The sequence below is a fragment of the Halorussus vallis genome, from assembly GCF_024138165.1.
Lineage (GTDB): Archaea > Halobacteriota > Halobacteria > Halobacteriales > Haladaptataceae > Halorussus > Halorussus vallis.
In genome coordinates, this window is the sequence record NZ_CP100000.1 from 3,665,778 (window position 1) to 3,688,208 (window position 22,431).

The 22,431-nt window shown below is 66.6% G+C and carries 23 protein-coding genes and 1 tRNA gene; 10 read left to right on the forward strand and 14 right to left on the reverse strand.

Annotated elements, in window-relative coordinates; all coding sequences use genetic code 11:
• Position 1: 1 nt before the first annotated feature.
• The 4 genes from NGM07_RS18600 to NGM07_RS18615 all read left to right on the forward strand — a co-directional run bounded on the left by NGM07_RS18600 (position 2) and on the right by NGM07_RS18615 (position 2,124).
• Complete coding sequence (locus NGM07_RS18600) at positions 2 to 778, forward strand: enoyl-CoA hydratase/isomerase family protein (protein ID WP_253514372.1); 777 nt, start codon at positions 2 to 4, stop codon at positions 776 to 778.
• 124 nt (positions 779 to 902) lie between these two features.
• Positions 903 to 1,439, forward strand: coding sequence for a hypothetical protein (locus tag NGM07_RS18605; protein ID WP_253514375.1), 537 nt, complete (start codon positions 903 to 905; stop codon positions 1,437 to 1,439).
• A 35-nt stretch (positions 1,440 to 1,474) separates the two neighbouring features.
• Positions 1,475 to 1,849, forward strand: coding sequence for a hypothetical protein (locus NGM07_RS18610; RefSeq protein WP_253514378.1), 375 nt, complete (start codon positions 1,475 to 1,477; stop codon positions 1,847 to 1,849).
• Positions 1,846 to 2,124 carry a hypothetical protein gene (locus NGM07_RS18615; RefSeq protein ID WP_253514380.1) on the forward strand — a complete coding sequence of 93 codons (279 nt, stop codon included), beginning with the start codon at positions 1,846 to 1,848 and terminating at the stop codon, positions 2,122 to 2,124. The genes NGM07_RS18610 and NGM07_RS18615 overlap by 4 nt, the downstream gene beginning before the upstream one ends.
• Before the next feature lie 113 nt (positions 2,125 to 2,237).
• Here the strand turns inward: NGM07_RS18615 and NGM07_RS18620 are convergent, their stop codons facing one another.
• Complete coding sequence (locus NGM07_RS18620) at positions 2,238 to 3,515, reverse strand: MFS transporter (RefSeq protein WP_253514382.1); 1,278 nt, start codon at positions 3,513 to 3,515, stop codon at positions 2,238 to 2,240.
• A 130-nt stretch (positions 3,516 to 3,645) separates the two neighbouring features.
• Positions 3,646 to 4,530 carry a DUF7351 domain-containing protein gene (locus tag NGM07_RS18625; protein ID WP_253514384.1) on the reverse strand — a complete coding sequence of 295 codons (885 nt, stop codon included), beginning with the start codon at positions 4,528 to 4,530 and terminating at the stop codon, positions 3,646 to 3,648.
• 222 nt (positions 4,531 to 4,752) lie between these two features.
• Between NGM07_RS18625 and NGM07_RS18630 the strand changes: the two genes are divergently transcribed.
• A complete protein-coding gene (locus tag NGM07_RS18630) occupies positions 4,753 to 5,946 on the forward strand; it encodes a threonine synthase (protein WP_253514386.1) in 1,194 nt (397 codons plus the stop codon).
• Positions 5,947 to 5,951: 5 nt separating this feature from the next.
• Here NGM07_RS18630 and NGM07_RS25355 read toward each other — a convergent pair whose 3' ends face one another.
• Both NGM07_RS25355 and NGM07_RS18635 read right to left on the reverse strand, forming a co-directional pair.
• On the reverse strand, positions 5,952 to 6,077 hold the full coding sequence (locus tag NGM07_RS25355) for a hypothetical protein (protein WP_256524265.1): 126 nt from the start codon (positions 6,075 to 6,077) through the stop codon (positions 5,952 to 5,954).
• A 95-nt stretch (positions 6,078 to 6,172) separates the two neighbouring features.
• Positions 6,173 to 6,355, reverse strand: coding sequence for a hypothetical protein (locus NGM07_RS18635; protein WP_253514388.1), 183 nt, complete (start codon positions 6,353 to 6,355; stop codon positions 6,173 to 6,175).
• A gap of 304 nt (positions 6,356 to 6,659) precedes the next feature.
• Between NGM07_RS18635 and NGM07_RS18640 the strand changes: the two genes are divergently transcribed.
• From NGM07_RS18640 to NGM07_RS18655, 4 genes are all read left to right on the forward strand, one after another.
• On the forward strand, positions 6,660 to 7,337 hold the full coding sequence (locus NGM07_RS18640; RefSeq protein ID WP_253514390.1) for a metal-dependent transcriptional regulator: 678 nt from the start codon (positions 6,660 to 6,662) through the stop codon (positions 7,335 to 7,337).
• Positions 7,334 to 8,125, forward strand: a complete 792-nt coding sequence (locus NGM07_RS18645; protein WP_253514391.1) for a TMEM165/GDT1 family protein — start codon at positions 7,334 to 7,336, stop codon at positions 8,123 to 8,125. The genes NGM07_RS18640 and NGM07_RS18645 overlap by 4 nt, the downstream gene beginning before the upstream one ends.
• Before the next feature lie 79 nt (positions 8,126 to 8,204).
• Positions 8,205 to 8,879 carry a TMEM165/GDT1 family protein gene (locus tag NGM07_RS18650; protein ID WP_253514393.1) on the forward strand — a complete coding sequence of 225 codons (675 nt, stop codon included), beginning with the start codon at positions 8,205 to 8,207 and terminating at the stop codon, positions 8,877 to 8,879.
• Positions 8,880 to 8,988: 109 nt separating this feature from the next.
• A complete protein-coding gene (locus NGM07_RS18655; protein WP_253514395.1) occupies positions 8,989 to 9,648 on the forward strand; it encodes a LysE family translocator in 660 nt (219 codons plus the stop codon).
• Positions 9,649 to 9,828: 180 nt separating this feature from the next.
• On the opposite strand, the gene NGM07_RS18660 is transcribed toward NGM07_RS18655, so the two are convergent.
• The 3 genes from NGM07_RS18660 to NGM07_RS18670 all read right to left on the reverse strand — a co-directional run bounded on the left by NGM07_RS18660 (position 9,829) and on the right by NGM07_RS18670 (position 11,532).
• Entirely contained in the window at positions 9,829 to 10,539 is a 711-nt protein-coding gene (locus NGM07_RS18660; protein ID WP_253514397.1) for an HD domain-containing protein, read from the reverse strand.
• A 267-nt stretch (positions 10,540 to 10,806) separates the two neighbouring features.
• Positions 10,807 to 11,097 (reverse strand): hypothetical protein, encoded by a 291-nt coding sequence (locus tag NGM07_RS18665; protein WP_253514399.1) that lies wholly within the window; start codon positions 11,095 to 11,097, stop codon positions 10,807 to 10,809.
• Between the two features lie 225 nt (positions 11,098 to 11,322).
• Positions 11,323 to 11,532: a DUF2065 domain-containing protein gene (locus tag NGM07_RS18670; RefSeq protein WP_253514401.1), complete on the reverse strand. Its 210-nt coding sequence runs from the start codon at positions 11,530 to 11,532 to the stop codon at positions 11,323 to 11,325.
• 434 nt (positions 11,533 to 11,966) lie between these two features.
• Between NGM07_RS18670 and NGM07_RS18675 the strand changes: the two genes are divergently transcribed.
• A complete protein-coding gene (locus NGM07_RS18675; RefSeq protein WP_253514403.1) occupies positions 11,967 to 14,249 on the forward strand; it encodes an Eco57I restriction-modification methylase domain-containing protein in 2,283 nt (760 codons plus the stop codon).
• A gap of 107 nt (positions 14,250 to 14,356) precedes the next feature.
• Here the strand turns inward: NGM07_RS18675 and NGM07_RS18680 are convergent.
• The 7 genes from NGM07_RS18680 to NGM07_RS18710 all read right to left on the reverse strand — a co-directional run bounded on the left by NGM07_RS18680 (position 14,357) and on the right by NGM07_RS18710 (position 22,329).
• Positions 14,357 to 14,429 (reverse strand) — tRNA-Gln (locus NGM07_RS18680).
• Between the two features lie 151 nt (positions 14,430 to 14,580).
• Positions 14,581 to 15,006, reverse strand: coding sequence for a metal-dependent transcriptional regulator (locus NGM07_RS18685; protein WP_253514411.1), 426 nt, complete (start codon positions 15,004 to 15,006; stop codon positions 14,581 to 14,583).
• Positions 15,003 to 15,494 (reverse strand): ferritin-like domain-containing protein, encoded by a 492-nt coding sequence (locus NGM07_RS18690; RefSeq protein ID WP_253520248.1) that lies wholly within the window; start codon positions 15,492 to 15,494, stop codon positions 15,003 to 15,005. The genes NGM07_RS18685 and NGM07_RS18690 overlap by 4 nt, the downstream gene beginning before the upstream one ends.
• 203 nt (positions 15,495 to 15,697) lie before the next feature.
• The gene (gene sufD / locus NGM07_RS18695; protein WP_253514412.1) at positions 15,698 to 16,909 is read right to left on the reverse strand and encodes a Fe-S cluster assembly protein SufD; all 1,212 of its coding nucleotides are present in this window, start codon (positions 16,907 to 16,909) and stop codon (positions 15,698 to 15,700) included.
• Positions 16,906 to 18,336: a Fe-S cluster assembly protein SufB gene (sufB, locus tag NGM07_RS18700; RefSeq protein WP_253514413.1), complete on the reverse strand. Its 1,431-nt coding sequence runs from the start codon at positions 18,334 to 18,336 to the stop codon at positions 16,906 to 16,908. Before sufB ends, sufD begins: the two co-directional genes overlap by 4 nt.
• A gap of 8 nt (positions 18,337 to 18,344) precedes the next feature.
• Positions 18,345 to 19,250 carry an ABC transporter ATP-binding protein gene (locus tag NGM07_RS18705; protein ID WP_253514415.1) on the reverse strand — a complete coding sequence of 302 codons (906 nt, stop codon included), beginning with the start codon at positions 19,248 to 19,250 and terminating at the stop codon, positions 18,345 to 18,347.
• Between the two features lie 343 nt (positions 19,251 to 19,593).
• Positions 19,594 to 22,329 (reverse strand): DNA-directed DNA polymerase, encoded by a 2,736-nt coding sequence (locus NGM07_RS18710; protein WP_253514417.1) that lies wholly within the window; start codon positions 22,327 to 22,329, stop codon positions 19,594 to 19,596.
• Positions 22,330 to 22,431 lie beyond the last annotated feature (102 nt).

Sequence of the window (22,431 nt, forward strand, 5' to 3'; positions counted from 1 at the left end):
CATGTCCGACTGGGAGACCATCCGACTCGACGTAGAGGACGCCGTGGCCACGCTCACCGTCGACCGACCGGACCGGCTCAACGCGGTGAACGTCGAGACGCTCGAGGCCATCGAGGAGGCCCTGGACGAGGCCGAGGCCGAGGACGTCCGGGCGCTCGTGCTCACCGGCGCGGGCGACGACGCCTTCGTCGCGGGCGCCGACATCAGCTACATGCAGGACCTCTCGACCCCCGAGGCGCTGGCCTACGCCGAACTGGGCCACCGGGTCGCCGACAGGCTGGAGCGGTTCCCTGCGCCCACCATCGCGGCGGTCAACGGCTACGCGTTCGGCGGCGGGTGCGAACTCGCGCTGGCCTGCGACCTCCGGGTCGCCAGCGAGGACGCCGTCATCGGCCAGACCGAGATCGACCTCGGCATCGTCCCCGGGTGGGGCGGCACCCAGCGCCTCTCGCGGCTCGTCGGCGACGAAATCGCCCGCCGGATGGTCTTCTTCGGCGAGCGCATCGACGCCCAGGACGCCCGCGAGTACGGACTCGTCGGAGAGGTCGTCGCCCACGACCAGCTAGACGACCACGTCGCCGAACTCGCGGCCGACCTCGCGGCCAAGCCCCGCTTCGCGCTCGCGGCCGCCAAGGAGGCGCTCAACCAGGCCCACGAGATGTCCCTCGAAGCGGGCCTGCAGTACGAGCGCCGGCTCTGGAGCGGGATGTTCGGCACGCACGACCAGCGGGAAGGGATGGAAGCCTTCCTCGAAGACCGCGAACCCGACTGGGAGTGAGGGCCGAGCGCGACCGGCGAGACGACCGTGACCGGTGGCGCGGACGCCGACGAGTCGGCGTCCGCGCCGCGTAAGCGACCCTTACTTTTCCGCCGGGCCACCGAAGCCTGCCTTCACGGAAGCGATGACCGCCGGAGGCGACGGCACGGAGCGGTCCGGAGACGACGGAGCACCCGGCGACTCCGGGGATTCGACGACGGAGAGTCTCTCCTGGAACGTCGGTCCGGGCGACTCCCGCACGATTCGGGTCTGTTACTACCTCTTCGAGGCGTTCGCGGGCGGCGCCGTGCTGGCGGGAGCGTTCGAGTACGGCCGGGCGTTCCTCCCGGCCGCGCTGGCGTCGAATCCGTGGGCGCCCGCCGCCCTCTCGCTCGCGGCGCTCGCGCTCGCCTGGCGGTGCTGGCGGTGGCTCCTGGCGCGGGCCGGGCGACCCGCAAACCGGACCGCCCGCGAGTGGCTGGCCGTCCGCCGGTGGTGGCTGTCGCTCGCGGCGGCGACACCCGTCGCCGTCGCGCTGGTCGCCCTCGAACGCTCGCTCCCCCGTCCACACTGGTCCGGTCCGTATTCGACGTGGTTCGTCGCGCTGTTCGTCGCGGTGGCGTTCGCCTGGCTCACCGAACTGCTGAGCGCGGCGAGGGCGAACTCGACGCCGAGTCGCTGACCCTCTCCGCGCCTCGTTACGGCCGGGAGCGGGTGGTGGACCTCCGGACGCTCACGGGCGTCCGGCACGTCACCGTCGGGGAGTTCGCCGTGCTGTGGCTGTCGGCGTCGCCCGGCGTCGAGAAGCGTTCGGCGGTCCAGGGCCTCTACGCGATGCCGGCCGAGACGTTCGAGCGCGCGAAGCCGGCGTTCGAGGCGGGGGTGGCCGCGCCGGTCCCCCTCGACGCCGAAACCGTCGAGCGGGCGCGGTTCTTCCGGCGAGTCAACCGCGTCGTCCTTGCCGCGTTCGTCGCGGTCACGGTCGTCGCGTTCGGGGTCCTGTTCTGGATTCGAGCGCCCGCCTACCTCTACCTCCAGTGGCTCTGGGGATTCGTGCTGTTCGGCGCGCTCCTGTTCAAACTCGCGCTGTGAGCGGGGTCGCTGAGGCTGTCGCGACTGTCGGGGACGCGGCCGACGGGACTATTGAAATCGACGCCCACGTGCCCGACGTGGCAGAGATAACCTACGAGGGACCTGACGGGGCCGAATCGATCGCGGTCGACGCCGAGCACGTCTCGGACTCCGGGCGAGTCCGCGGGGTCCGAATCCAGCGCGACGACGGGAGCTACCTCCACATCCCCGACGGTCGCCTCTACGCGATAACGACGACCGAGGCGGAGGGCAAGGTCGACTACTCGACGCCGTAGCTCCGGGCGTGTCCGGCGGGTCCGACCCGCCGGACACCGCTGGGTTCAGTTCCGAGATTCCCTGGGTTCGACTTCGGGGCCTGCCAAGCGCGGCCGGTTCCGCGACCGGTCGGTCAGTCCTGGGGCGCGGGTCGGCCGGCCTCCCCGCCCGCCGGGACGGTTTCTTCGACCTGCGTGTAGACGAGCGCGAGTCCGACGGCCGCCAGCGCAGCGCCGAACGCGAACGGCCAGACGAAGCCGAACGTCACCAGAAAGCCCGAGGCCAGCGGACCGATGGCGGTACCGAGCCCGAACGCCATCGTCAGCACCGAGAGCTTCGTGCCCGACTCGCCCTCCCGCGCCAGATCGCCGGCGAGCGCGAGCGCGGGCGCGAACACCATCGCCACCGCGACGCCCTGGACCAGCCGAGCCAGTATCATCGTCGCCGGCGTGGTGACGAACCCCTGCGCGAGCAGCGAGGGGACCAGCACGACGAACCCGGCCACGACGAACGGCCGGCGGCCGTACCTGTCGCTCGCCCGGCCGACCGGCACCTGGAAGACCACGTTGGCGAGCACGACCGCCGCGAACTCGACGCTGAACAGCACCGGCCCCTGGTCGAGTCGCGCCAGCAGTTGCGGTTCGAGCGTGGCGAACAGGCCGATGCCGATGGCCATGAACAGCGTCGCCACGCCGAGCGCGAACACGGTGTCGAGTCCCCGGCCGTCGGGATCGCGGACCGCGATGGCCACGTCGTCGCCCGCGGATTCTGCGGTCCGCTCGGGGTCGGAGACGAACGCCGCGACCAGGCCGAAGCTGACGACCGCCCCGAGCATGGCGACGGCGAACGCGGCGTGGAACCCCGACACCGTCCCGACCGGCGTCGCGTAGGGGCCGAACTCGAGGAGCGCGCCCGCCGCCAGCGGGCCGAACCCGAAGCCGATAAGTCGGAACGTGTTGAACACGCCGAAGTTGTTCCCCCGGTCGACGTCGGTCGCCAGTTCGTTGACCAGCGCGACGGTCGCGGGGATGGTCAGCGCCGCGCCGAGGCCCTGGACCATCCGGAGGACCACGACGCCGAGATAGCTGTCGACGAACGTGTACGCGCCGCTTGCCAGTCCCAGGAGCGCGAGTCCGGCGAGGATGAACGCCCGCCGCCTGCCGGTGCGGTCCGAGAGTCGCCCGGTGAACGGCTGGCCGAAGCTGTTGAGGAAGCCGAACAGCGACAGCGCGACCCCGATGAGGATGGACTGGCGCACCCCCACCCCGAACAGGCTGGCGTGCCGGGAGCCGATGACCACTTCGTTCAAGAACCGCGGGAGCACCACGATGAGAAACGAGTTGCCCACCGAGTCTATCATCCGGGCGAACGCGAGCGTCAGCACTCGCCGGTCGGTTTCGAACGGTTCCATCCGGTCCGGCTAGGGCGCGGCGGGGTTTGACGGTTGTGGCGGGCGGCGTTCCGCGCAAATCCCGTGAGCGAGGCGCGACGCTCGGCGTCGCGCCTCGCTCGCGGTCACCCCTTCCGCACCTCGCTCGCAGTCACTCTTCCGGCGTCTCGACCGCGGTCACCTCGACGTCGTCGTCGAGGACGAACCGGAGTTCGTCGCCGTCGCACTCGACCGCCACCACGACCTCCCATGGGTCCTCCGAGCGGACCTCCCGGACGCCGTCGGCGACGAAGTCGAGTTCCCAGAGTGGCCGGGCGGTCACGTCGACGCCGCGGTCGTGGAAGAACGACACCGTCGCCGGGTGGTAGAGGACGGTTTCGCCCGGGGTCGTGTACATGAACCCGTTGCAGTTCCCGCAGGCGCGGGCGACGTACACCGCCGACTCGCGGTCGCCGGTCAACCCCTCGCCGGAGACCCGCCGAAACTCCCCCGGCATCGGTCCGCCGCACCACTTGCAGACGCCCCGGTTGAACAGCAGGATGTTGTGTCTCCCCCACTGGTCGAACGCCGAGAGCAGTTCGTCGTCGTCCCACGCCTCGACGGCGCTCGGCGGGTAGGGGACGTCCTGGTACTCGCGGCCGCAGTCCTCGCAGGCGAGGCGAAGCCGGTTGTCCTCGTAGCGCGCCCGTAGAGTCGTGCCGCAGGTCGGACACGGGGCGTCGGCGTCGAAGTTCTCCAGGTCGGCGTCGTCGGTGAAGAACCCGGCGACGACGGTCCGGTACAGCAGTTCGCCCGCGTAGTTCAGGGTGTAGCCGTCCTCGCGCTCGCGGACGAACGGGCCGACCAATTTCCGGAGGTGGTAGTTGAACTTCCCGCTGTCCCGGACCGCGGCCCGCTCGCGGAGTTCGGAGAACCGAAGCGTCCCCTCGAACTCCTCGTACGGCGCGCTCCCGAGCGCCCGGAGGATGCGAAGTCGGGTTTCGTCGGCCACCAGGCCGAACGCGTCGGCCGGCGAAAGCGGTTGGTCGTCCGTCACGTTCGCTCCGACTCCGGCGGCGGTCAAAAGCCTCCCGGTCGTGCGTTTCTCGGTGTCACGGTTGCTCGCACTCCGCTAACTCTCACCGCCTGACCGCCCGGCGCGACGCCGGCGTCGCGCCGGGCGAGCGAAAGGGCAGGTCCGGGTGGTCGGCGGAAGCTAGGGGCCGAGCGGTCGGGCGAAAGGGCAGGGGATTTGTCCCTCGGCTTCGAACCCTCGCGCATGGAGACTACCGAGGCGTTCGTCGGCCTGACGTGCGTCGACTGCGGCGAGCAGTTCGACGCCGCGGAGGCAACCCATCGCTGTCCCGACTGCGGAGGCATCCTGGACCCGACCTACGACTACGACGAGATCGACCTCTCGCGCGAGGACCTCGAATCGCGGCGCTTCGACACGATGTGGCGCTACGAGGAACTGCTGCCGTTCCCCCGCGAATCGGCGGTCACGATGGACGAGGGCGCGACCCCGCTCGTGGAGTGTCCGCGCCTCGCCGACGAACTCGGCGTCGGCCGCGTGCTGCTGAAAGACGAGGGGCGCAACCCGACGGGGACGTTCAAGGACCGCGGCCAGACCGCCGCCGTGACGGCGGCGGTCCAGCACGGCGCGACCGACGTGGCGCTCAACTCCGCGGGCAACGCCGGCCAGGCCGCGGCGGCGTACGCCGCGCGCGCCGGTCTCGACTCGCACGTCTTCCTCCCTTCGCGGGCTGGGTTCACCAACAAGGCGATGGTGAACGTCCACGGCGGCGACATGACGGTCGTCGAGGGCCGTATCGGCGACGCCGGCGCGGCCTACGAGGACGCGATGGCCGAGCACGACGACTGGTACTCGGTCAAGACGTTCGTCACGCCCTACCGCCACGAGGGCAAGAAGACGATGCTGTACGAGGTCGTCGAGCAGAACGACTGGGAGGTGCCCGACGCGGTGGTCTACCCGACCGGCGGCGGGGTCGGCCTCGTCGGGATGCACAAGGGCGCGACGGAACTCCGGGACCTCGGGCTGATCGACGAGGTGCCGTCGATGTACGCGGCCCAGTCGGCTGGCTGTGCGCCCATCGTCGAAGCGTTCGAGGAGGGAAAGGACGCCCACGAGACGTGGGACGTGCCGGACACCATCTGCGGCGGCATCGAGATTCCGGACCCCGGCGCGAGCCCCTGGATTCTGGACGCCCTGCGCGAGAGCGACGGCGGCGCGGTGGCCACCCCCGACGAGGACATCCTCGACAGCGCCGTCGCCGTGGCCACCAACGAGGGCATCGAGATGGGCGCGACCGCCGCGGCGGCCGCCAGCGGCGCGTGGGAACTCGCCCGGCGCGGCGAGTTCGGAGAAGACGACACCGTCGTCCTGCTGAACACCGGCGCGGGCAACAAGGACGACGACGTGCTCCGCAGCCACCTGATGGGCAAAGGAATCTGACTGGGCTACTGTTCGACGTCGACCGGGTCGTCGGCGATGATCCAGGCGTCGGGCGACGCCTTGGACCGCAGTTCGAGGCTTCCGTCGTGGAAGTGAGCGGTGATGCGACCGCGCGCTTCGGACTCTGACATGGACGTATTCGGCTACGAGCTATCCGTCCATTACTATTGACCGGCTAGTCGAACGTTAGGGCGCGCGAACCCGCGAAAAACGGAGTGAAACGGATTCAGTAGTAGTAGACCTCGAAGCGGTCGCCGCACTCGGCGCAGGCGACCGACCGACCTTTCAGTCTGTCTCCGTCGCCGAAGGCCGCTCGCGGTTCTCCGCCGTCCGTACGCAGGTCGTCGCCGATGGTTACGCTCCGGGCGTCGCAGTGGGGACACCCGACCTGTACGCTTGCTTGCGGCATGCTCACCGAATATTCCATCCGGGACGTTAGTTATATTCCGTCTAATGGAGCTGACAATCGGTTCCTTCGACGCGCGAAAACGGCTTAGACCGGCGTTAATGCGCCTCCGGCCTGGCTTGACTCGACGGCGCTCGACCCGCATTCGGCGCTTGAATCGGGCCGGCGGGCCGCAAGCCGGGCCTGTTTCCCGCGGAACGACCGGAACCGTCGGAACGACCCGCCACGCCGATACGTCGCCGCCCGACGCGCCGCCGAAACGAGGGGACAAATATATCCTTTAGACGCGTCTAATAACGGTCACACGATGTTGAGCGACGTGATGGAGGACTACCTCAAGGCTATCTACGCGCTCCAGCGGGAGGGAGAGAGCCCCGTCTCGACCTCCGCCATCGCGGAGTACCTTGACGTGACGCCGCCCACGGTGACGAGCATGGTCGAGAAACTCGCCGACCGCGGACTGGTCGAGCGCGAGAAGTACAAGGGAGTCGAACTCACCGCCGAGGGCGAAACCGTCGCGCTCGAAGTGCTGCGCCACCACCGCCTGCTGGAGTCGTACCTCACCGAGCACCTCGACTACTCGTGGAGCGAGGTCCACGAGGAGGCCGACACGCTCGAACACCACATCAGCGAGGAGTTCGAGCGCCGGGTCGCCGAGGCGCTGGGCGACCCCGAGGTCGACCCCCACGGCGACCCCATCCCGGGCGCCGACCTCACGCCGCCCGAGGAAACCGGCGTGACGCCGCTGTCGGACCACGAGCCGGGCGACCGCCTCGTCGTCGCCCGCGTCAGCGACCGCGACGAGGAGGAACTGCGCTACCTCGCCGACGCCGGCATCGCGCCGGGCACAGAACTCGAAGTCGTCGACGTGGCGCCGTTCGGCATGGTGACCGTCTCGCTGGTCGACGACGACGCCGAGCAGAGCCTCCCCGAGAACGTCGCCCGGTCGATCCGGGTCCGCAGCGCCGAGGAGGTCCGGGCGTGACCGCGGCGGTACCGTCGCCGGTACCGCTCGCGGCCGGACTCGACTCGGTGGTCGAACGCTACGACGCCTACGGCCCGCTGGTCGCGGCGTTCCTCGCCAACACGCTGGCGACGTTCGGCGACAAGGGCCAACTCGTCGTGGTGACCCTCGCCTCGCGCTACGACGCCGAGAAGGTGTTCGTCGGCGCGATGGGCGCGTTCGTCGCCTGGAGCGCGATCGAGGTGACCGTCGGCCAGATGGTCGTGAGCGCCGTCTCCGACACGGCGATGACGCTGGCGACCGGCGGACTGTTCGTCGCGTTCGGCCTCTGGACGCTGTGGACCGCGGTCGGCCGCTTCCGCCGGCGCGTCGGCGACCCCGACGGACCGCTCCTGACCGGCGGCGGCGTCGACGTGGGGCTGACGGGGCGACTCCTGCCCGACGTGGTCCTCGACCGCGTGGGGACCCACGGCGGCGTCCTGACGAGTTTCGTCTTCATCGCGTTCGCCGAGTTCGGCGACAAGACCCAACTGCTGACCATCACGCTCGCCGGGACGTTCCCCGACCGGCCGCTGTCGGTGTTCGTCGGCGTGGTGGCCGCGCTCGGCCTCCGGACCGGCGTCGACGCCGTCATCGGCGAGAAGTTCGAGCGCTGGATTCCGACCCGGTGGCTGGAACTGGTCGCGGCGGTCGTCTTCGTGACGTTCGGCCTGGTCGTCCTCGGCGTCGTCCCGACGACCCTCCTGCTCGGCCTGCTCGCCGGCCTCCTCGCGCTCGGTGCGGCGCGGGCGGTCCGGTCACTGCGGTAGGTCGGGGGAAACCCGCGAGGCTCGCTTCTCCTGGCCGTAACCCTTCTCGACGTCGGGTTCCTAGCGGGGTCGACCCCCGATGGCCGCCCAGACGATGACGACGCCGCTGGTCGCACAGAACGTCGGTTCGCTCGTCCAACGGTACGCCGTCTACGGCCCGCTGGTCGCGGCGTTCGTCGCCAACCTCGTCGGTACGTTCGGCGACAAGGGGCAGGTCGCCGTCGTGACTCTGGCCTCCGAGAAGTCCTGGGCTGGCGTGTTCGCCGGCGCGATGGCCGCGTTCGCCGCCTGGAGCGCGCTCGAAGTGGCGCTCGGCGGCTGGCTCGTCGCCGCGATTCCCCGGAGCCTGCTGACCGTCGCGACCGCGGGTCTGTTCGCCGCCTTCGGCGCGTGGACGCTGTGGAACGCAGTCGAGCGATTTCGCGAGAGCGAGGACGGCGGCGCCGACGAGGCGTCCTCGTCGCTCCTCGACCGGTTCGACGACCGCCGCGGCGCCGTGGCGGGGTTCGCCCTCGTCGCGGTCGCGGAGTTCGGCGACAAGACCCAATTGCTGACCATCGCGCTCGCGGCGGCGTTTCCCGACCGACCGCTGTCGGTGTTCGTCGGCGTGATGGCCGCGATCGCCCTCCGAACAGGCGTCGACGCCGTCGTCGGCGAGGCCCTCGGCAACCGCCTGCCGCTCCGCTGGGTCGAACTGGCCGCGGGCGTCGCGTTCGTGGGGTTGGCCGCGCTCGCCGTGCGCGCACCGCTGTAAACCGAGCGACTCGCGGCGGCCCGGGCGACCTCGGTGGCACTCCGCTCTCGCGGAACCCGCGTCGTCGACGCGACAGGCTTTTCTCGGGCGCGGAACCTACCTCGGAGCGATGATAGACGCCGCCGCGTCGGCGCTGGCCGGCATCGCGCTGGGACTGTCGCTGGCGGCCCCGCCGGGCCCGATGAACGCCGTCATCGCCGAGGAGAGCGTGCTCCGGGGCTGGAGCGCGGGCTTCCGGGCGGGACTCGGGGCGATGACCGCCGACGCCTGCTTCTTCGTGCTGGCGCTGTTGGGCGTCGTCGCGGTGGTCCAGGAGATGCCGACGCTCCGTGCGGCGCTGTTCGGCGTCGGCGGCCTGCTGATGCTCTACTTCGCCTACGGCGCGGCCACCGACGCAAGTGCGGCGTTCACCGCAGACGAGGACGACGCCAGCGCCGACGAGGACTCGAAGGGCTTCCGGAAGGCGTTCGCGCTCGCGCTGACCAACCCCTACCAGATTCTGTGGTGGCTCACCGCCGGCGTCGGACTGCTCGACCCCGGGACGCTCGCGCTCGACGCGCTGGGGCTCACGGTCCGTACCGGCGGGCCGGTCATCCTCGTGGCGTTCTTCGCCGGCATCGGACTCTGGATCACGGGTTTTCCGGCGGCGCTGACCGCGGCCGGCCGCCGAGTCGACGCCTTTGCGCCGGTCGTCGCGGTGCTGAGCGCGGCGGTGCTGGCGCTGGCCGGACTCTCCTTCCTCTCGCGGTCGGTGTCGCTTTTGGGGTGACCGCGAGCACGTCCCGGTCGGCGGCGCGGCCGCGCCGCCGACCGGGGCGGACACGGAGCAATCGAGAGCGCAGTCGCTCAAGGCGCCTGACTTCTCGTGACGTCTTCGGAACTCTCGCTCGCTGGCGCTCGCTTCAGAATCTCGTTAGCCGCAGGTCGTCGCGTCGCTCCTCCTCGCTCGCTACGGCCGCCGGTGGCCGCGCGGCGACGACGTCTTCTCGCTGTCCATCTCCGGCACCTCCATCTCCAGCCACTCCCGGAACCACTTCACGCGCTTGAGCCGGCGGTGGGCGATGCTCTCGGCGGTGTCGCTCCGGACGCGGTCGGCGGCGTCCTTGCCGCGTTCGAGCACGCGCTCGACCATCTCCGCCGAGTCCATGTGGGTGCGAGCCTCGTAGCCCATCCGCAGCAGCATCAGCGCCGTCCCGTTCGCGCCCACCTTGTCGAGCAGGTCGGCCTCGATGAGACACCGAGTCTCCAGCGAGAGGTTGTCGAGGTCGCCCTGGTAGGAGTGGTTCTCGACGGCCTTGGCGACCTCGTCGATGAACGACTCGGGGAAGTCGCCGTGGGTTTCGAGGTACTTCCGGGCGATGCGCGCGCCCTCCTCGGCGTGGACCTCCTGGTCGGCGTCGAGTTTCGCGATGTCGTGGAACAGCGCGGCGACCCGCGTCACGTCGACGTTCGCGCCCTCGGCCTCGGCGATGGTTTGGGCAAGGTCGACCACGTTGAGGATGTGGTTGAAGCGGTACTCCGCCGAGTGCCAGGGGTACCACCGCATCCGACCCCCGCCGTCCTCGTTCTCGACGCTGGCCGAGAGATACTCGTAGACGAACTCCTTCATCTCATCGAGTTCCGACTCGGTGACGGGCGATTCTTTAATCTCGACGCCCACGAAACCACCTCGATTGTCCGACGTTCGCGTTCATTGTTACTCGCATAAACGTATGATTGACTCTTTAGAGTTACGACGAGCGAATCGAGTAGCATTCGCCCCTTCGCGCGGGTACGACCGAGCGTATGACCGAAACTCCCTCCGTCGATTCCTCCGGCGAGCGTGTTTTCGAGACGACAGTCGAGGGGGCCGACGGTGACCGCACGACGTACTACCCAGGCGGGCCGAGAGACGGGGGAGGAGCGACGAAGAGCGGTCGGAGGTGGTTCAGGTGAGCCACCGGCCGACGCGGCGGAGCAGTCGAGCCGTGAGCGTCGGACGCTCTCGGACGTTCCCGGCGTCACGCCGGACGTTCCTCTCGGGTTCCTCGGATTCGCGCGGTGGCATTCCGGCGCGGTGGCGGTCCCGGGACCGCAACAGGTCGCGCGTCGAAAGGACGACCAGCGCGGCGCCGATGAGCGCCCAGACGACCAGCGGGGACTGCTGGACGCGCTGGAAGAACGCGTATCCGACGCCGACGGTCAGCACCGACGCGGCGGCGACCCACGTCAGTTCCATCGCTCTCTGTTTTTGAGTCGGTCGACGAGTCTGTACAGGGGCGGGGCCATGCGTGTGCACGGACGGTTCCTACGCTTTTTGTTATGTGTGCGCTGGATAACTATTAGGCGGTGTCAAAGACCGCCTGAATCGGGGTCCCCTGCCCGGTAGGGTGCGTTTACCGCCGGCGCAGGCGGGACGGTAGGTCGAACCTTCGGAGCGCGAGGTCGGCGGTCGGCCGAGAACTCAACCCAGCGCGTGGGCGACCGTGACTACGCCGACGAGCAGACAGACCAGCCCCATCCGGCGCTTGGCGCGCGCGAGCGCGTCGGTGACCGTCGGCGGGAAACTGAACAGGCGGGACTGCGCTCTGAGTACGGTCGAGGGGAACAGGTAGTCGGCGAACCCCCACAGGACGAGGACCGCGCCGAGTCCGAGTTCGACGGGGTGGGACATGGGGAGTGCTAGTCAACGTGAAGCACGAAATAGGTACTCCCTGGAGGCTGCCGGTCACGAAACCGTTACGAAACCGCTTCGAGAGCCGTCTGACGGCGACACACGACCTACTTCGAGCAAGTCGGTGCGACCTGCGAAGGCTACTTCCGTGACAGCTTCGGAGCACCGTCGGCAGTACGATTCTCGACCGTACAGATACCGTAGTACGGACGCGGTGGTTCTCCCCGTCGAATATTGTGCCGCCCGAAATGAATGGACGCTCTTATCTGCCGGGTCGAGTGATTTCTCCGCAACGAGTACGCGGACGCTCCCGAAGTCTGTCGACGAAGCCGAACGAGTCACGGTCGTCCGGATGCCATGAAGGAAAACGACGACGATAGACCCAAGTGTCGGTCCCTCCGAGTCAGTAGCAACTGGAAGTCGCGTCGATAAACATGTCCGACAACTCTTATTACTGGTTGACCGCCCCGCTGCTCCTTTCGGAGAAATCGGAGTTAGAGGCGAATCTCCCCGACGAGTTCTACGCCGAGAACGAGTCCGTCGAGTATCGACATCGCCGCCACCAGAAGGACGCCGGAGCGTACTACACCGACGAACATCTGGCGGAGGTACTGGCTGATATCGCCATCGAGCGGCGCGTAGAGCCGATAGCAGAGAAGGTGGAAAACGCGGCGAGGAACGATGCCGAAGAGGAGGCGCGGGACCTCGCCGACGGACTTCTCGATTTGAAAATCTGCGACCCCACTGTCGGTGGCGGTGTCTTCCTGAGCAAACTCGCCCCTCGACTCGAAGACGTCCTCAACCGAGTCCGCGAGGTCGTTTCGGCGGAAGGACTCGAACTCGACCACGAGGCGCTCGACGGGGAACGGGACGTGGCCGAACACGTTTACTCGCGGATGCTGTACGGCGTCGACCTCGACGAGCGCGCGCTGGCGGACGCGTGTTCGCACATCGCCGAGGACTCTTCGCTCTCGGAATCGGAAGTCCGGAACCTCATCGCACCGAATCTGAAGCAAGGAAACGCACTGCTCGACCCCGTCCCGCCCGAAGCGTGGCCGAACAGGAACACGCTACATTTCCCCGCGAAACTCGGTCAGTTGGTCGGCTATCGAAAACGGCTCCGAGAGGGTCAACGCGATGCGGAGACGCTTCGAGAGTGCCTGGACCTGAAAGAGCAGATCGTCTCGCGGACGGCCGGCCGGGTTCTCGACCGGTTCCCCGACTGGTATCTCGAAGACGACCAGCCCTTTTGCTGGCCCCTCGAATTCCCGGAGGCGTTCTACGACGAGAACGGGCGCCTCCTCGATTCACCGGGGTTCGACGTGATAATCGGTAATCCACCGTGGGACGTCGTGAAGTGCAACGACCGGGAGTTCTTCGATACCGTCGAACCGGACTTCTCGCAACGAAGCAGAGCGAAACGGGACGAACTCAAAGCGGACCTGCTCGAAGACGACGAGGTGCGGGCCGACTACGACCGGTACGTCGAACGTATCGAGCACTTTCTGGACTTCGTCAAGTCCGACACCTACTACCGGCATCAGACCAGCGGGCGATACGGACACAGTTACAACAAGTACAAACTCGCCACGGAACTCGCGTACAACGTCGCGAGCGAAGGAGGAGACGTCCTCCTCATCACGCCTTCGGGCATTCTCGGTGAGGCGGGGTCCACCGCACTCCGAGAACTGCTCTTCGACGGAGGGACCGTCGATAGTTTCTGGTCGTTCAAGGCACGGTCGGACGTGTTCGAAGGCGTCGACCAGAATCCCGCGATCCAGATCTACACGAAGGGCGGGAGGACCGAGAACCTCCGCTACGTCGACGGTATCGAGTCGGCGGACGAGTTCGGTCGACTGTATCACTCGGACGAAGTACCGCAGATCTCCGGGGAACTGGTCCGCGAGGCGGCCCCGGAGACGTTCTCGCTGATTCCTGTCCGCGACGAAACCGGCCTCAACGTCCTCGACACCCTCACGTCGCACCCCCTCGCCGGTGACGACTCGGGCGAGTACTGGAGCGTAACCCCATCACGAGAGATAGACGAGACGAACGATAGACACCACATCGTGGAGGAGGAAACCGCGTACCCGTTCGTCAAGGGTCGGTGCGTCTTCCCGTACGACCTCCAGCCGGAGGTCATCGACAAGTGGGTGGAGGCGGACTTCCTCGAAACGGAGTGTGAACACGCGAACGAGTCGCGGGTCGTGTGGCGCGACGTCGCCCGTCCGAGTCTGCGACGGCGGATGTTCGTGACCGTCGTTCCGCCGGAACACGGCATCGGGAACTCGTTGAACTACGTCGTGCCCGACCAGTCCGAGGACGAGAAACTGTATCTCGCGGCCGTGATGCAGAGTTGGGCGTTCGAGTATCGCGCTCGGCAGATCAGCACGAACAGCCACCTGAACATGTACGTGATTCGCCAGGTACCCGTCCCGAGGCTCGACGCCGATACGGAACTGTTCGAGAGCATCGTCTCTCGAACCCGCGAAATCCTGAATCGAGACGTCGAGGACGGCCGTCGCGAGAGCGTGATGAACGAGATCGACGCCCTCGTCGCTCACGCGTACGGCCTCGACGACGACGAACTCGAATTCGTCCTCGACTCGTACGAGAAACTGGAAACCGAAACGAAGCAGTCGATACTAAATGCGTACGCTAACTACCGGGGGACGATGACGCAGGTGATGGGCGATCCACCTCCTCCGAAAAGATAGAATTTGGTATCTATTCGTCACGGGCGCGCGCCACGGACCCCATCGTTCGACGCGGGAAGTCGCGGCGAGTATCACCGTGAAAAGGTGGATTCGTACCGTTTTGGATATAGTCCCGGGCGGATTCGAACCGCCGTCAATGGCTCCAAAGGCCATTATGATTGGCCACTACACCACGGGACTTCGATCGCTTCGTTCGCTCATCCTGCGAGTTTCGCGTTTCCTCCGGAAACGCTCACCACCATGGGACTGCGCTGTCGACCGCAACGAAAACTAACGCGATAACGCACTTGAACGTATCGCAATCGGAAGACCGAGGACGGACTGTCCCGGTCTAATCCGCCTCGCTATCCAACAACTCCGCGCACATATCCGCTTCCGCGCTGAAGCAGTCAGGACACTGGGGTTCGCGGTCGATGATGGTGTCCAACCGCTCGGCCACCGTCTCGTCGATGACGCTCTCCAAGGCCTTGGCCTCGCTCGGGAACTCCTCGACTTCGAGGACGTTCTTGAGGAAGCGCTCGATGATGCAGTAGGTCTGCAGGGCTTCCCGGGCGCGCTCGATTCCCTCGTCGGTGAGCCGAACGCCCTTGTACTTCTCGTGGTCGGCGAGTTCGCGCTCCTGGAGTTTGCCGATCATCTCGTTGACGCTGGCCGGACTGACGTCGAGTCGCTCGGCGAGCGCGCCGGTGGAGGCCGGGCCGTTCTCCATCCGCTGGACGAGGTAGATAGCCTTGAGATACTGGTCTGCCGTATTCATGCTCGAGTCTCCATCACTTCGGTCACTTCCTCGACGCCCTCGGCCTCCTCCTCGCGGATCGCTCGGAGCGTGGCGAGCAGTCGCTCGCGGTCGAGGCCGAAGGTCACGTCGCTGGCTTCGACGGCCTGGATGAGGTCGTCGTAGAACTTGTAGGCCGTCTCCTCGCCGTGCAACTGGTCGTAGAGCACACCGTCGAAGTCGTCGGGTCCGGTCTGGGCGTACTGGGCTTCGACCAGCGTCTCGATCTCTTCGAGGGGAACCGGGTCGGCGTCGAGTTCGTCGATGAGCGATTCCAGTCGGCGTCGGTGGTCGGCCGACTCCTCGCGGGCCTCCGCGAGGAGCTCTTCGATCACCTCGTCGCGCTCGTCGGGCGACAGCGTGTCGTAGTGGCGCGCCGCGCGGACCTCGACGACCTCCTCTAACACGACTCCAATCTGGAGCAGCCGGGCGAGCTGGCGGTCGGTCGAGACTCGGTGGCCGACGCTCACGTCGACCACCTGGGTTCGGACGACGATACGGCGGTCATCGTGGTTAGTTCGGTGGGTCGGGAACTTAACAGATGTGATTGGGCGAAGTACGGTTCGACCGGCCGGCAGTCGGTCCCGTCCGGAGAACGAGCGAGAGCAGATGCGCGAAAGAGAAGAAGAAAGCGAGACGGCGAGTCGAGGCGCCTGCGCCTACGGAAGGTCGCTCACTTGAGGCGCTGGCGGATTCGCGAGTCGAGGTCCTCGCGGAGTTCCTCGACCTCGACCTCGTCGAGGACGGGGACGAAGAAGCCCTCGACCAGCATGTTCCGCGTCGACTCCTCGTCGAGGCCGCGGGAGGTCATGTAGAAGAGGTCCTCCTCGTCGATCTGACCGACGGTCGCCGAGTGGCTCGCCTCGGTGTCGTGGTTGTTGATGATGAGCTTCGGGGAGGCGTCGGCCTCGCTCTCGTCCGAGAGCATCAGCGTGTTCTCGCGCTGGTAGGAGTTGGTGTCCCACGCGTCGCGGCCGACGTCCTGGACGCCCTCGTATACCGAGCGCGCCGCGTCGTCGAGCACGCCGCGGGTCACCAGGTCGGCGGTCGTGTGGGCCGCGTTGTGCCAGACGCGGGCGGCGACGTCGAAGTGCTGGTCGTCGTGGCCGAAGAACGCGCCGACGGTCTTGGTCTCCGAGCCCTCGCCGTCGAGTTCCGTCTCGACCGAGGACTTCGTGAGTCGGGAGCCGAGGTTCCCCTCGACCCAGTTGACCGTCGAGTAGTCGTCGGTGACGCCGCGCTTGAGCGTGTAGTTGTACGTCTCCTCGTCGAGGTCCTGAAGCGAGCCGTACTGGACGTGGCTGTTCTCGCCCGCGGCGATCTCCACGAGGCCGCTGTAGTACTGGTCGCCCTCGACGGACTCGCCGGTGTCCTGGCGCTCCAGGATGGTCACCGAACTCGACTGTTCGGTGACGACCAGCGTGTAGTTGAACAGCGACTGGGAGTTCTGAGTCGTCCGGATGGTCACGTCTTCGGCGTCGACGTTCTTCGGGACGTAGACGACCGTGCCCGTGCTGAACAGCGCGGTCGAGAGCGCGGTGAGGTAGTTCTCCTCGGGGTCGATGACGGAGCCGAAGTGCTCCTTCAGGAGTTCCTCGCGCTCGTCGACGGCCTCGGCGAACGGCAGGACCTCGACCGAGTCGGGGCCGACCTGGTCCTTCTCCTCGGCGGCGTTCAGCGGGTCGACGAAGCCCTCGTAGTCGAGCGCGTCGAGGTTGGTCCAGTCGCGGCCGGGCGTCCGGATGACGTCGGGCATGTCCAGTTCGGCGAGCGCCGAGAGCGCGTCGAGGCGCGTCTCGAGCAGCCACTCGGGTTCGCCGAGGTCCTCGGAAATCTCGCGGACGGTCTCCTCCGAGATTGTCTCGTGGACTTGCGTGGCGGTCATCCGAGGCTCCCCTCCATCTCGAGTTCGATGAGTCGGTTGAGTTCGACGGCGTACTCGATGGGCAGTTCCTCGGTGATGGGCTCGATGAACCCGGAGACGATCATCTGCTTGGCGTCGTCGTCGTCGAGTCCGCGACTCTGGAGGTAGAAGACGTCCTCGTCGCCGATCTTGCCGACGGTGGCTTCGTGGGCGACGTCGACGCGGCTCTCGTCGATCTCCATGTACGGCATGGTGTCGGAGGTCGACTCGTTGTCGAACATCAGCGCGTCGCACTCGACGCTCGTGCTCGAATGCTCGGCACCTTCGGCGATGTGGACAAGGCCGCGGTAGTTAGTGCGGCCGCCGTCCTTGCTGATGGACTTCGACTCGATGGTCGAATTCGTCCGAGGCGCGTTGTGGTAGACCTTCGCGCCGGTGTCGATGTCTTGGCCTTCGCCCGCGAACGCGATACTGATGTGGTTCGCAGATGCGCCGCGACCCTTCAGAATCGAGCAGGGGTAGAGCATGGTGGCCTTCGAGCCCATCGAGCCCGAAACCCACTCCATGCGACCGCCCGAATCGACCAAGGCGCGCTTGGTGTTGAGGTTGAACGTGTTCTTCGACCAGTTCTGCACCGTCGAGTACTGGACGTGAGCGTCCTCTTTCACGAACACCTCGACGCCACCCGAGTGCAGGTTGTGGGTGCCGTACTTGGGCGCGGAACAGCCCTCGATGTAGTGAACCTCGCTACCGGGTTCGGCGATGATGAGGGTGTGCTCGAACTGGCCCATACCCTCGGAGTTCATTCGGAAGTACGCCTGGACGGGCATCTCGACCGTGACGTCCTCGGGGACGTAGACGAACGAGCCACCGCTCCAGACGGCACCGTGGAGCGCGGCGAACTTGTTGTCGCTCGGCGGGACGCACGAGGTCATGAAGTGCTCTTTGACGAGCTCGGGGTGCTCCTGGACGGCCTCGTCCATGTTCATGAAGACGACGCCCTTCTCCTCCCACTGCTCCTGCATGTTCTGGTAGACGACCTCGGACTCGTACTGAGCGCCCACGCCCGATAGCGCCTTGCGCTCTGCCTCGGGGATGCCGAGTTTCTCGAAGGTGTCCTGAATCTCCTCGGGGAGGTCGTCCCAGCTATCGGCGCCCTCGCGCTTGTCGACGTCGGGGCGGATGTACGGGACGATTTCCTCGACGTCCAACTGGGTGAGGTCGGGCTGACCCGGCCAGTCGGTCGGCATCGGCATGTTCTGGTAGTGCTCGAGTGCGCGGAGACGCCGCTGGAGCATCCACTCCGGTTCGTCCTTGTCCTCGCTGATGAGGCGGACGACCTCTTCGGTCAGGCCCTTGCCGGACTTGACCGCGGAACGCTCTTCCTTCTTGAAGGAGAAACGCTCCTCGGTGTCGGTTTGCTTGAGATGGTCTTGGTCGGAACTCATGGTATCACTTATGCGGTTTCGTAGGCTTCCTCGCGGACCCAGTCGTAGCCCTTGTCCTCGAGCTTCTCGGCGAGCGACGCGTCACCGCTCATCGCGATTTCGCCGTCGAGCATGACGTGGACGTGGTCGGGCTCGACGTAGTCGAGGATGCGCTGGTAGTGGGTGATCTGGAGGATGCCGGTGCCCTGCTCGTCGCGGAGGGCGTTGATGCCCTTCGAGACGTCCTGCAGGCGGTCGATGTCGAGGCCCGAGTCGATCTCGTCGAGCACGGCGACCGAGGGCTCCAGAATCGCGGCCTGGAGCACCTCGTTCTGCTTCTTCTCACCGCCGGAGAAGCCGGCGTTGAGGTAGCGCTGGGCGAACTTCTCGTCCATGTCGAGCTGTTCCATCTTCTCGGAGAGGAGCTGCTGGAACTCGGCGACGCCGACCTCGCCCTCGTCGGCGGGGCCTTCCATCGGGCTGGTTTCGTAGCCCGACTCCTCCTCTTCCTCCTCGCCGTCCTCGTCCTCGAAGAGCTCTTCGCGCTCTTCGAGCTTGGCGTTGAGCGCCTGGCGGAGGAAGTTCGTCATCGTGACGCCCTCGATCTCGGCGGGGTACTGGAAGCCGAGGAAGATGCCGAGCGCCGCGCGCTCGTTCGGTTCGAGGTCGAGGAGGTTCCAGGTTCGCTTGTCCTCGGGAATCTCGAAGCCCTCGCCGAATTCGTCGTCCTCGAGGTGGATGAGCACCTCGCCGTCGGTCACTTCGTAGGCGGGGTGGCCGGCGATGATCTTCGCCGTCGTCGACTTCCCGCTTCCGTTCGGTCCCATCAGTGCGTGAATTTCGCCGGACTCCACTTCGAGGTCGACGCCGTTGAGAATCTTCTCGTCGGCTTCGACGACCTCCGCGTGGAGATTTTTGAGTTCGAGCGTTGCCATTGTTAGGTTCACCTAAGTCGTTCGGAGAAAGGGGTGTCCGACCCATAATGCTTTCGCATTCCCGCGTAATTGCTTTCCCCGGACGGAAAATAAATTTCCCGAATGGGAAACTCTCTCGGGGGAGACGCCCTCGTCGAGACGGCGACGGTCCGGTCCTCGAAAGGCGCGTATTCGGGTCGCCGAGCGAACTACGCCGTCATTTTCCGCCCGCGTTCGCGGCGGCCGCGGCCGCCGCGAACGCGGGCCGACGACGAGGCAGGTCCAGCCTCTCCGCCGTCTTCGATTTCGATTCCGAGTCGACGTCTCCGACCCGGGCCGAACCCGGCGCCACCCCGGCCGACGCTCAGACGAAGCTACCGAGTCCGGTCTGCTCCTGTCCGGACTTCACCTCGTCCCACGAGATGTCGAGCGCTTCGAGGATGCGCTCGATGGGGCCCTGGAGCGTCTTGTCGAGCATCTTGTCCCAGTCGACTTCGAACTCCTCGGGCACCTGGTCGGCGAACTCGAAGCAGATGACGTCGGGTTCTTTCTTGAACTCGCGGTAGAGCCGGTCGGCGGTGGAGTTGCCGCTCGGGTCGAACCCCTCCTCGGTCTCCATGCGCTGCCAGAAGTCCGGGTGAACGGTGTCGAGGTAGAGACGCTTGGGCTTGCTCCCGCGCTGGAAGTTCGTCCCGAGCATGAGGTTGGCGTACTTCGCGCCCCGGACCTGCGCGGTCGCGGTGTCGTAGGCGTCGAGTCGCTTGCCGATGCCGCCGGGGATGCCCACGTCGTCGAGGTCGACGTTCCCCGCCTGGAAGTCCTCGATGATGTCGTGGACGTAGTCTTTCACGTCGTCCAGGTCTTCACCGTGGACGATCATGTCGATAACCTGCTTCTGGACCTTCTTCGTGATGGGCGCGATGTCGCTTCGCTTGTACTCGAAGCCGGTGATGTCGATGTCGTCGACGTCCTTGCCCTCCTTCCAGACGATGTGGCCGGCGTAGCGCTTCTTGGTGCCGGCCTGGAAGAACCGTCTGTATAGCTTCTCGAACTCGATCTGGAAGCGGTGGTTCTCGGCGTTGAGTTCCGAGAGCGCGAACTCGTCGTAGGCGTCGTTGATGCCCGCTTCGATCTCGAACGACTGCTCGATGGCCTCCTCCTTCGAGACGTCAGCGCCGAGTTCGAGCATGACCGAGTCGGTGTCCCCGTAGGCCACCTCGTAGCCGAGTCCGCTCGCAGTTTCGTCGGTGTACTCGATGACCTCGCGCCCCGTCGCCGTGATGGCGGCGCCCATCTCCTTGTCGTAGAGGCGGAACCGCTCCCAGCCCAGCACGCCGTACAGCGAGTTCATGATGACCTTCACCGCCGCCTGCTGGCGGTCGAACCGCTCGTACTCGGTGGTTCCGGGGTCGCGCTCGTTCCGGAGCGCCTTCTTCTGTTCGCGCTCCTCCAGCGTCTCGTCGATGATCTTCCGGATGATGCCGTCGGGCTGTTTGCGGAAGTGGGTGCCGTTGGGCGCGACGTAGGCCTCGCCGTCGTACTCGTCGGGGTCGACCTTCGTCTCGGGCGAGGCGTTGATGGTCGTCATCGACATCGGGTAGAGGCTCTTGAGGTCGAGCACCGTGACGTTCTCCCGGACGCCCGTGATGGGTTCGAACACCGCGCCGCCCTCGTAGTCCTCGCTCTCCTGTTGCCCTTTCGAGGGGAGCGCGAACCGGCCGTGGGCCTTGTGGAGGACGTAGACGTCCACCGCGTCGCCGGGCGTGGTCGCATCTTCGAGTTTACAACCGACGAACGAGGCGACCTCCTTCCAGAAGGAGACGATGTCCTGCTTTCGGTCGAGAACGACGCAGAGTTCGACGTCCCGGAGGTTGTACTCCAGCAGGCGCTCGGGGTCGTCCTCCCAGAGGTCGCCGATGTCGCCGGCGTAGCGCTCTTTGCCGACGCCGAGTTCGACCTCGCCCACCGCGTCGAGACGGTAGGAGTCGAGTTCGCTGAACTGCGTCCGCTTGTAGGCGTACAGCAAGTCGAAGACGACCCGGCCCTTCACCGTCGGGCCGCCCCAATCGGAGCGCCAGACCTCGTTCACGCGCGAGAGCCGGTCCGAGTCGAGGTCGTACTCGTGGGGGCCGGCGAGTTCGTCGAGTCGGTCGAGGAAGTACGGCGCGTCGAAGTCCTCGAAGTTCCACCCGGTCAAGATGTCCGGGTCGGTCTCCTCGATGTAATCGAGGAACGCCGCGAGCATCTCGCGCTCGTCGCCGAACGCCCGGACGTCGACCTCGATGTCCTCGATGGGGTCGTAACCCGGCAGCGACGACGGAATCTCGCCCTCGCCGTCGGGCGCCTCGTAGAGCCAGGCAACGTACTCGTCGCGGTAGGAGTCGAAGCTGGTGAGACAGATGATGGGCTCCTCGCCGTCCTCGGGGAAGCCCGACCGGTCGTCGACCTCGATGTCGAAGTAGTTGACCCGGGGGCTGGCGTCGACGTCGACGGTCGCAAGTTCGTCGGTTTCGTCGTGGAAGTGGAGGACGCCCTCGTCGTCGCGGCGCTCGGGGATGCGGATGCCGCTCTTTACGTCCTTGTCGATGAGGAAGCGGTTGGGGAAGAGGATGTCGGCCTCGTAGTGGTCGAAGTTCTCGCGGACGTTCCCGACGTCCCGCGGAGTCCGGCCGAATATCTTCGTGAGCTTCTCGCCCCGGATGCTCTCATAGGGCTCGCCGTTCTCGTCGGTCGTCCGGCTTCCGGTGAGCGAGTCGAACTGCTCTTCGGGCGGGCCGTCCAGCGAGGCCGTCGGCGCGTAGAAGTACGGCTTGAAGCCGTGCACCTTGACGTGTTCGAGTTCGTTCTCGGGCGTGCGACCGAACACGTGGACGACTGGTCGCTCGTCGTCGCCCGACCCTTCGACGGTGTAGTCGACCTGGATGACCGCGAGTTCGACCGTCCCGTCGGCTTCGGGGAGCCAGTCGGCGTCGTCGACGACTGCGTCCGCGCGCTGGGGGTCGCTCCCGGCGACGGCGCGAGCCTCGGCCGCGACGTCGCGGTCGCTGTCACCCCCGCCGGAGAAATCGGTCAGTTTGGCGTCTGACCCCGTGTTACTCATGTAATCGAGCTTTGGCGCTTTGGGGTAAAAACCCTCCCCTTCGCCGACCCGACCCCGGGTTTCCGGAAAGGTTTGCCGCATGGAAAGACATATAATGTGATA

What these genes read in the sequence shown, in the direction of transcription:
- NGM07_RS18710 (WP_253514417.1), bottom strand. Translation starts at nt 22,329, where the DNA reads ATGAGTAACACGGGGTCAGACGCCAAACTGACCGATTTCTCCGGCGGG.
- NGM07_RS18655 (WP_253514395.1), top strand. Translation starts at nt 8,989, where the DNA reads ATGATAGACGCCGCCGCGTCGGCGCTGGCCGGCATCGCGCTGGGACTG.
- NGM07_RS18605 (WP_253514375.1), top strand. Translation starts at nt 903, where the DNA reads ATGACCGCCGGAGGCGACGGCACGGAGCGGTCCGGAGACGACGGAGCA.
- NGM07_RS18640 (WP_253514390.1), top strand. Translation starts at nt 6,660, where the DNA reads ATGTTGAGCGACGTGATGGAGGACTACCTCAAGGCTATCTACGCGCTC.
- NGM07_RS18635 (WP_253514388.1), bottom strand. Translation starts at nt 6,355, where the DNA reads ATGCCGCAAGCAAGCGTACAGGTCGGGTGTCCCCACTGCGACGCCCGG.
- NGM07_RS25355 (WP_256524265.1), bottom strand. Translation starts at nt 6,077, where the DNA reads ATGTCAGAGTCCGAAGCGCGCGGTCGCATCACCGCTCACTTCCACGAC.
- NGM07_RS18620 (WP_253514382.1), bottom strand. Translation starts at nt 3,515, where the DNA reads ATGGAACCGTTCGAAACCGACCGGCGAGTGCTGACGCTCGCGTTCGCC.
- NGM07_RS18665 (WP_253514399.1), bottom strand. Translation starts at nt 11,097, where the DNA reads ATGGAACTGACGTGGGTCGCCGCCGCGTCGGTGCTGACCGTCGGCGTC.
- NGM07_RS18600 (WP_253514372.1), top strand. Translation starts at nt 2, where the DNA reads ATGTCCGACTGGGAGACCATCCGACTCGACGTAGAGGACGCCGTGGCC.
- NGM07_RS18675 (WP_253514403.1), top strand. Translation starts at nt 11,967, where the DNA reads ATGTCCGACAACTCTTATTACTGGTTGACCGCCCCGCTGCTCCTTTCG.
- sufD (WP_253514412.1), bottom strand. Translation starts at nt 16,909, where the DNA reads ATGACCGCCACGCAAGTCCACGAGACAATCTCGGAGGAGACCGTCCGC.
- sufB (WP_253514413.1), bottom strand. Translation starts at nt 18,336, where the DNA reads ATGAGTTCCGACCAAGACCATCTCAAGCAAACCGACACCGAGGAGCGT.
- NGM07_RS18685 (WP_253514411.1), bottom strand. Translation starts at nt 15,006, where the DNA reads ATGAATACGGCAGACCAGTATCTCAAGGCTATCTACCTCGTCCAGCGG.
- NGM07_RS18630 (WP_253514386.1), top strand. Translation starts at nt 4,753, where the DNA reads ATGGAGACTACCGAGGCGTTCGTCGGCCTGACGTGCGTCGACTGCGGC.
- NGM07_RS18650 (WP_253514393.1), top strand. Translation starts at nt 8,205, where the DNA reads ATGGCCGCCCAGACGATGACGACGCCGCTGGTCGCACAGAACGTCGGT.
- NGM07_RS18670 (WP_253514401.1), bottom strand. Translation starts at nt 11,532, where the DNA reads ATGTCCCACCCCGTCGAACTCGGACTCGGCGCGGTCCTCGTCCTGTGG.
- NGM07_RS18705 (WP_253514415.1), bottom strand. Translation starts at nt 19,250, where the DNA reads ATGGCAACGCTCGAACTCAAAAATCTCCACGCGGAGGTCGTCGAAGCC.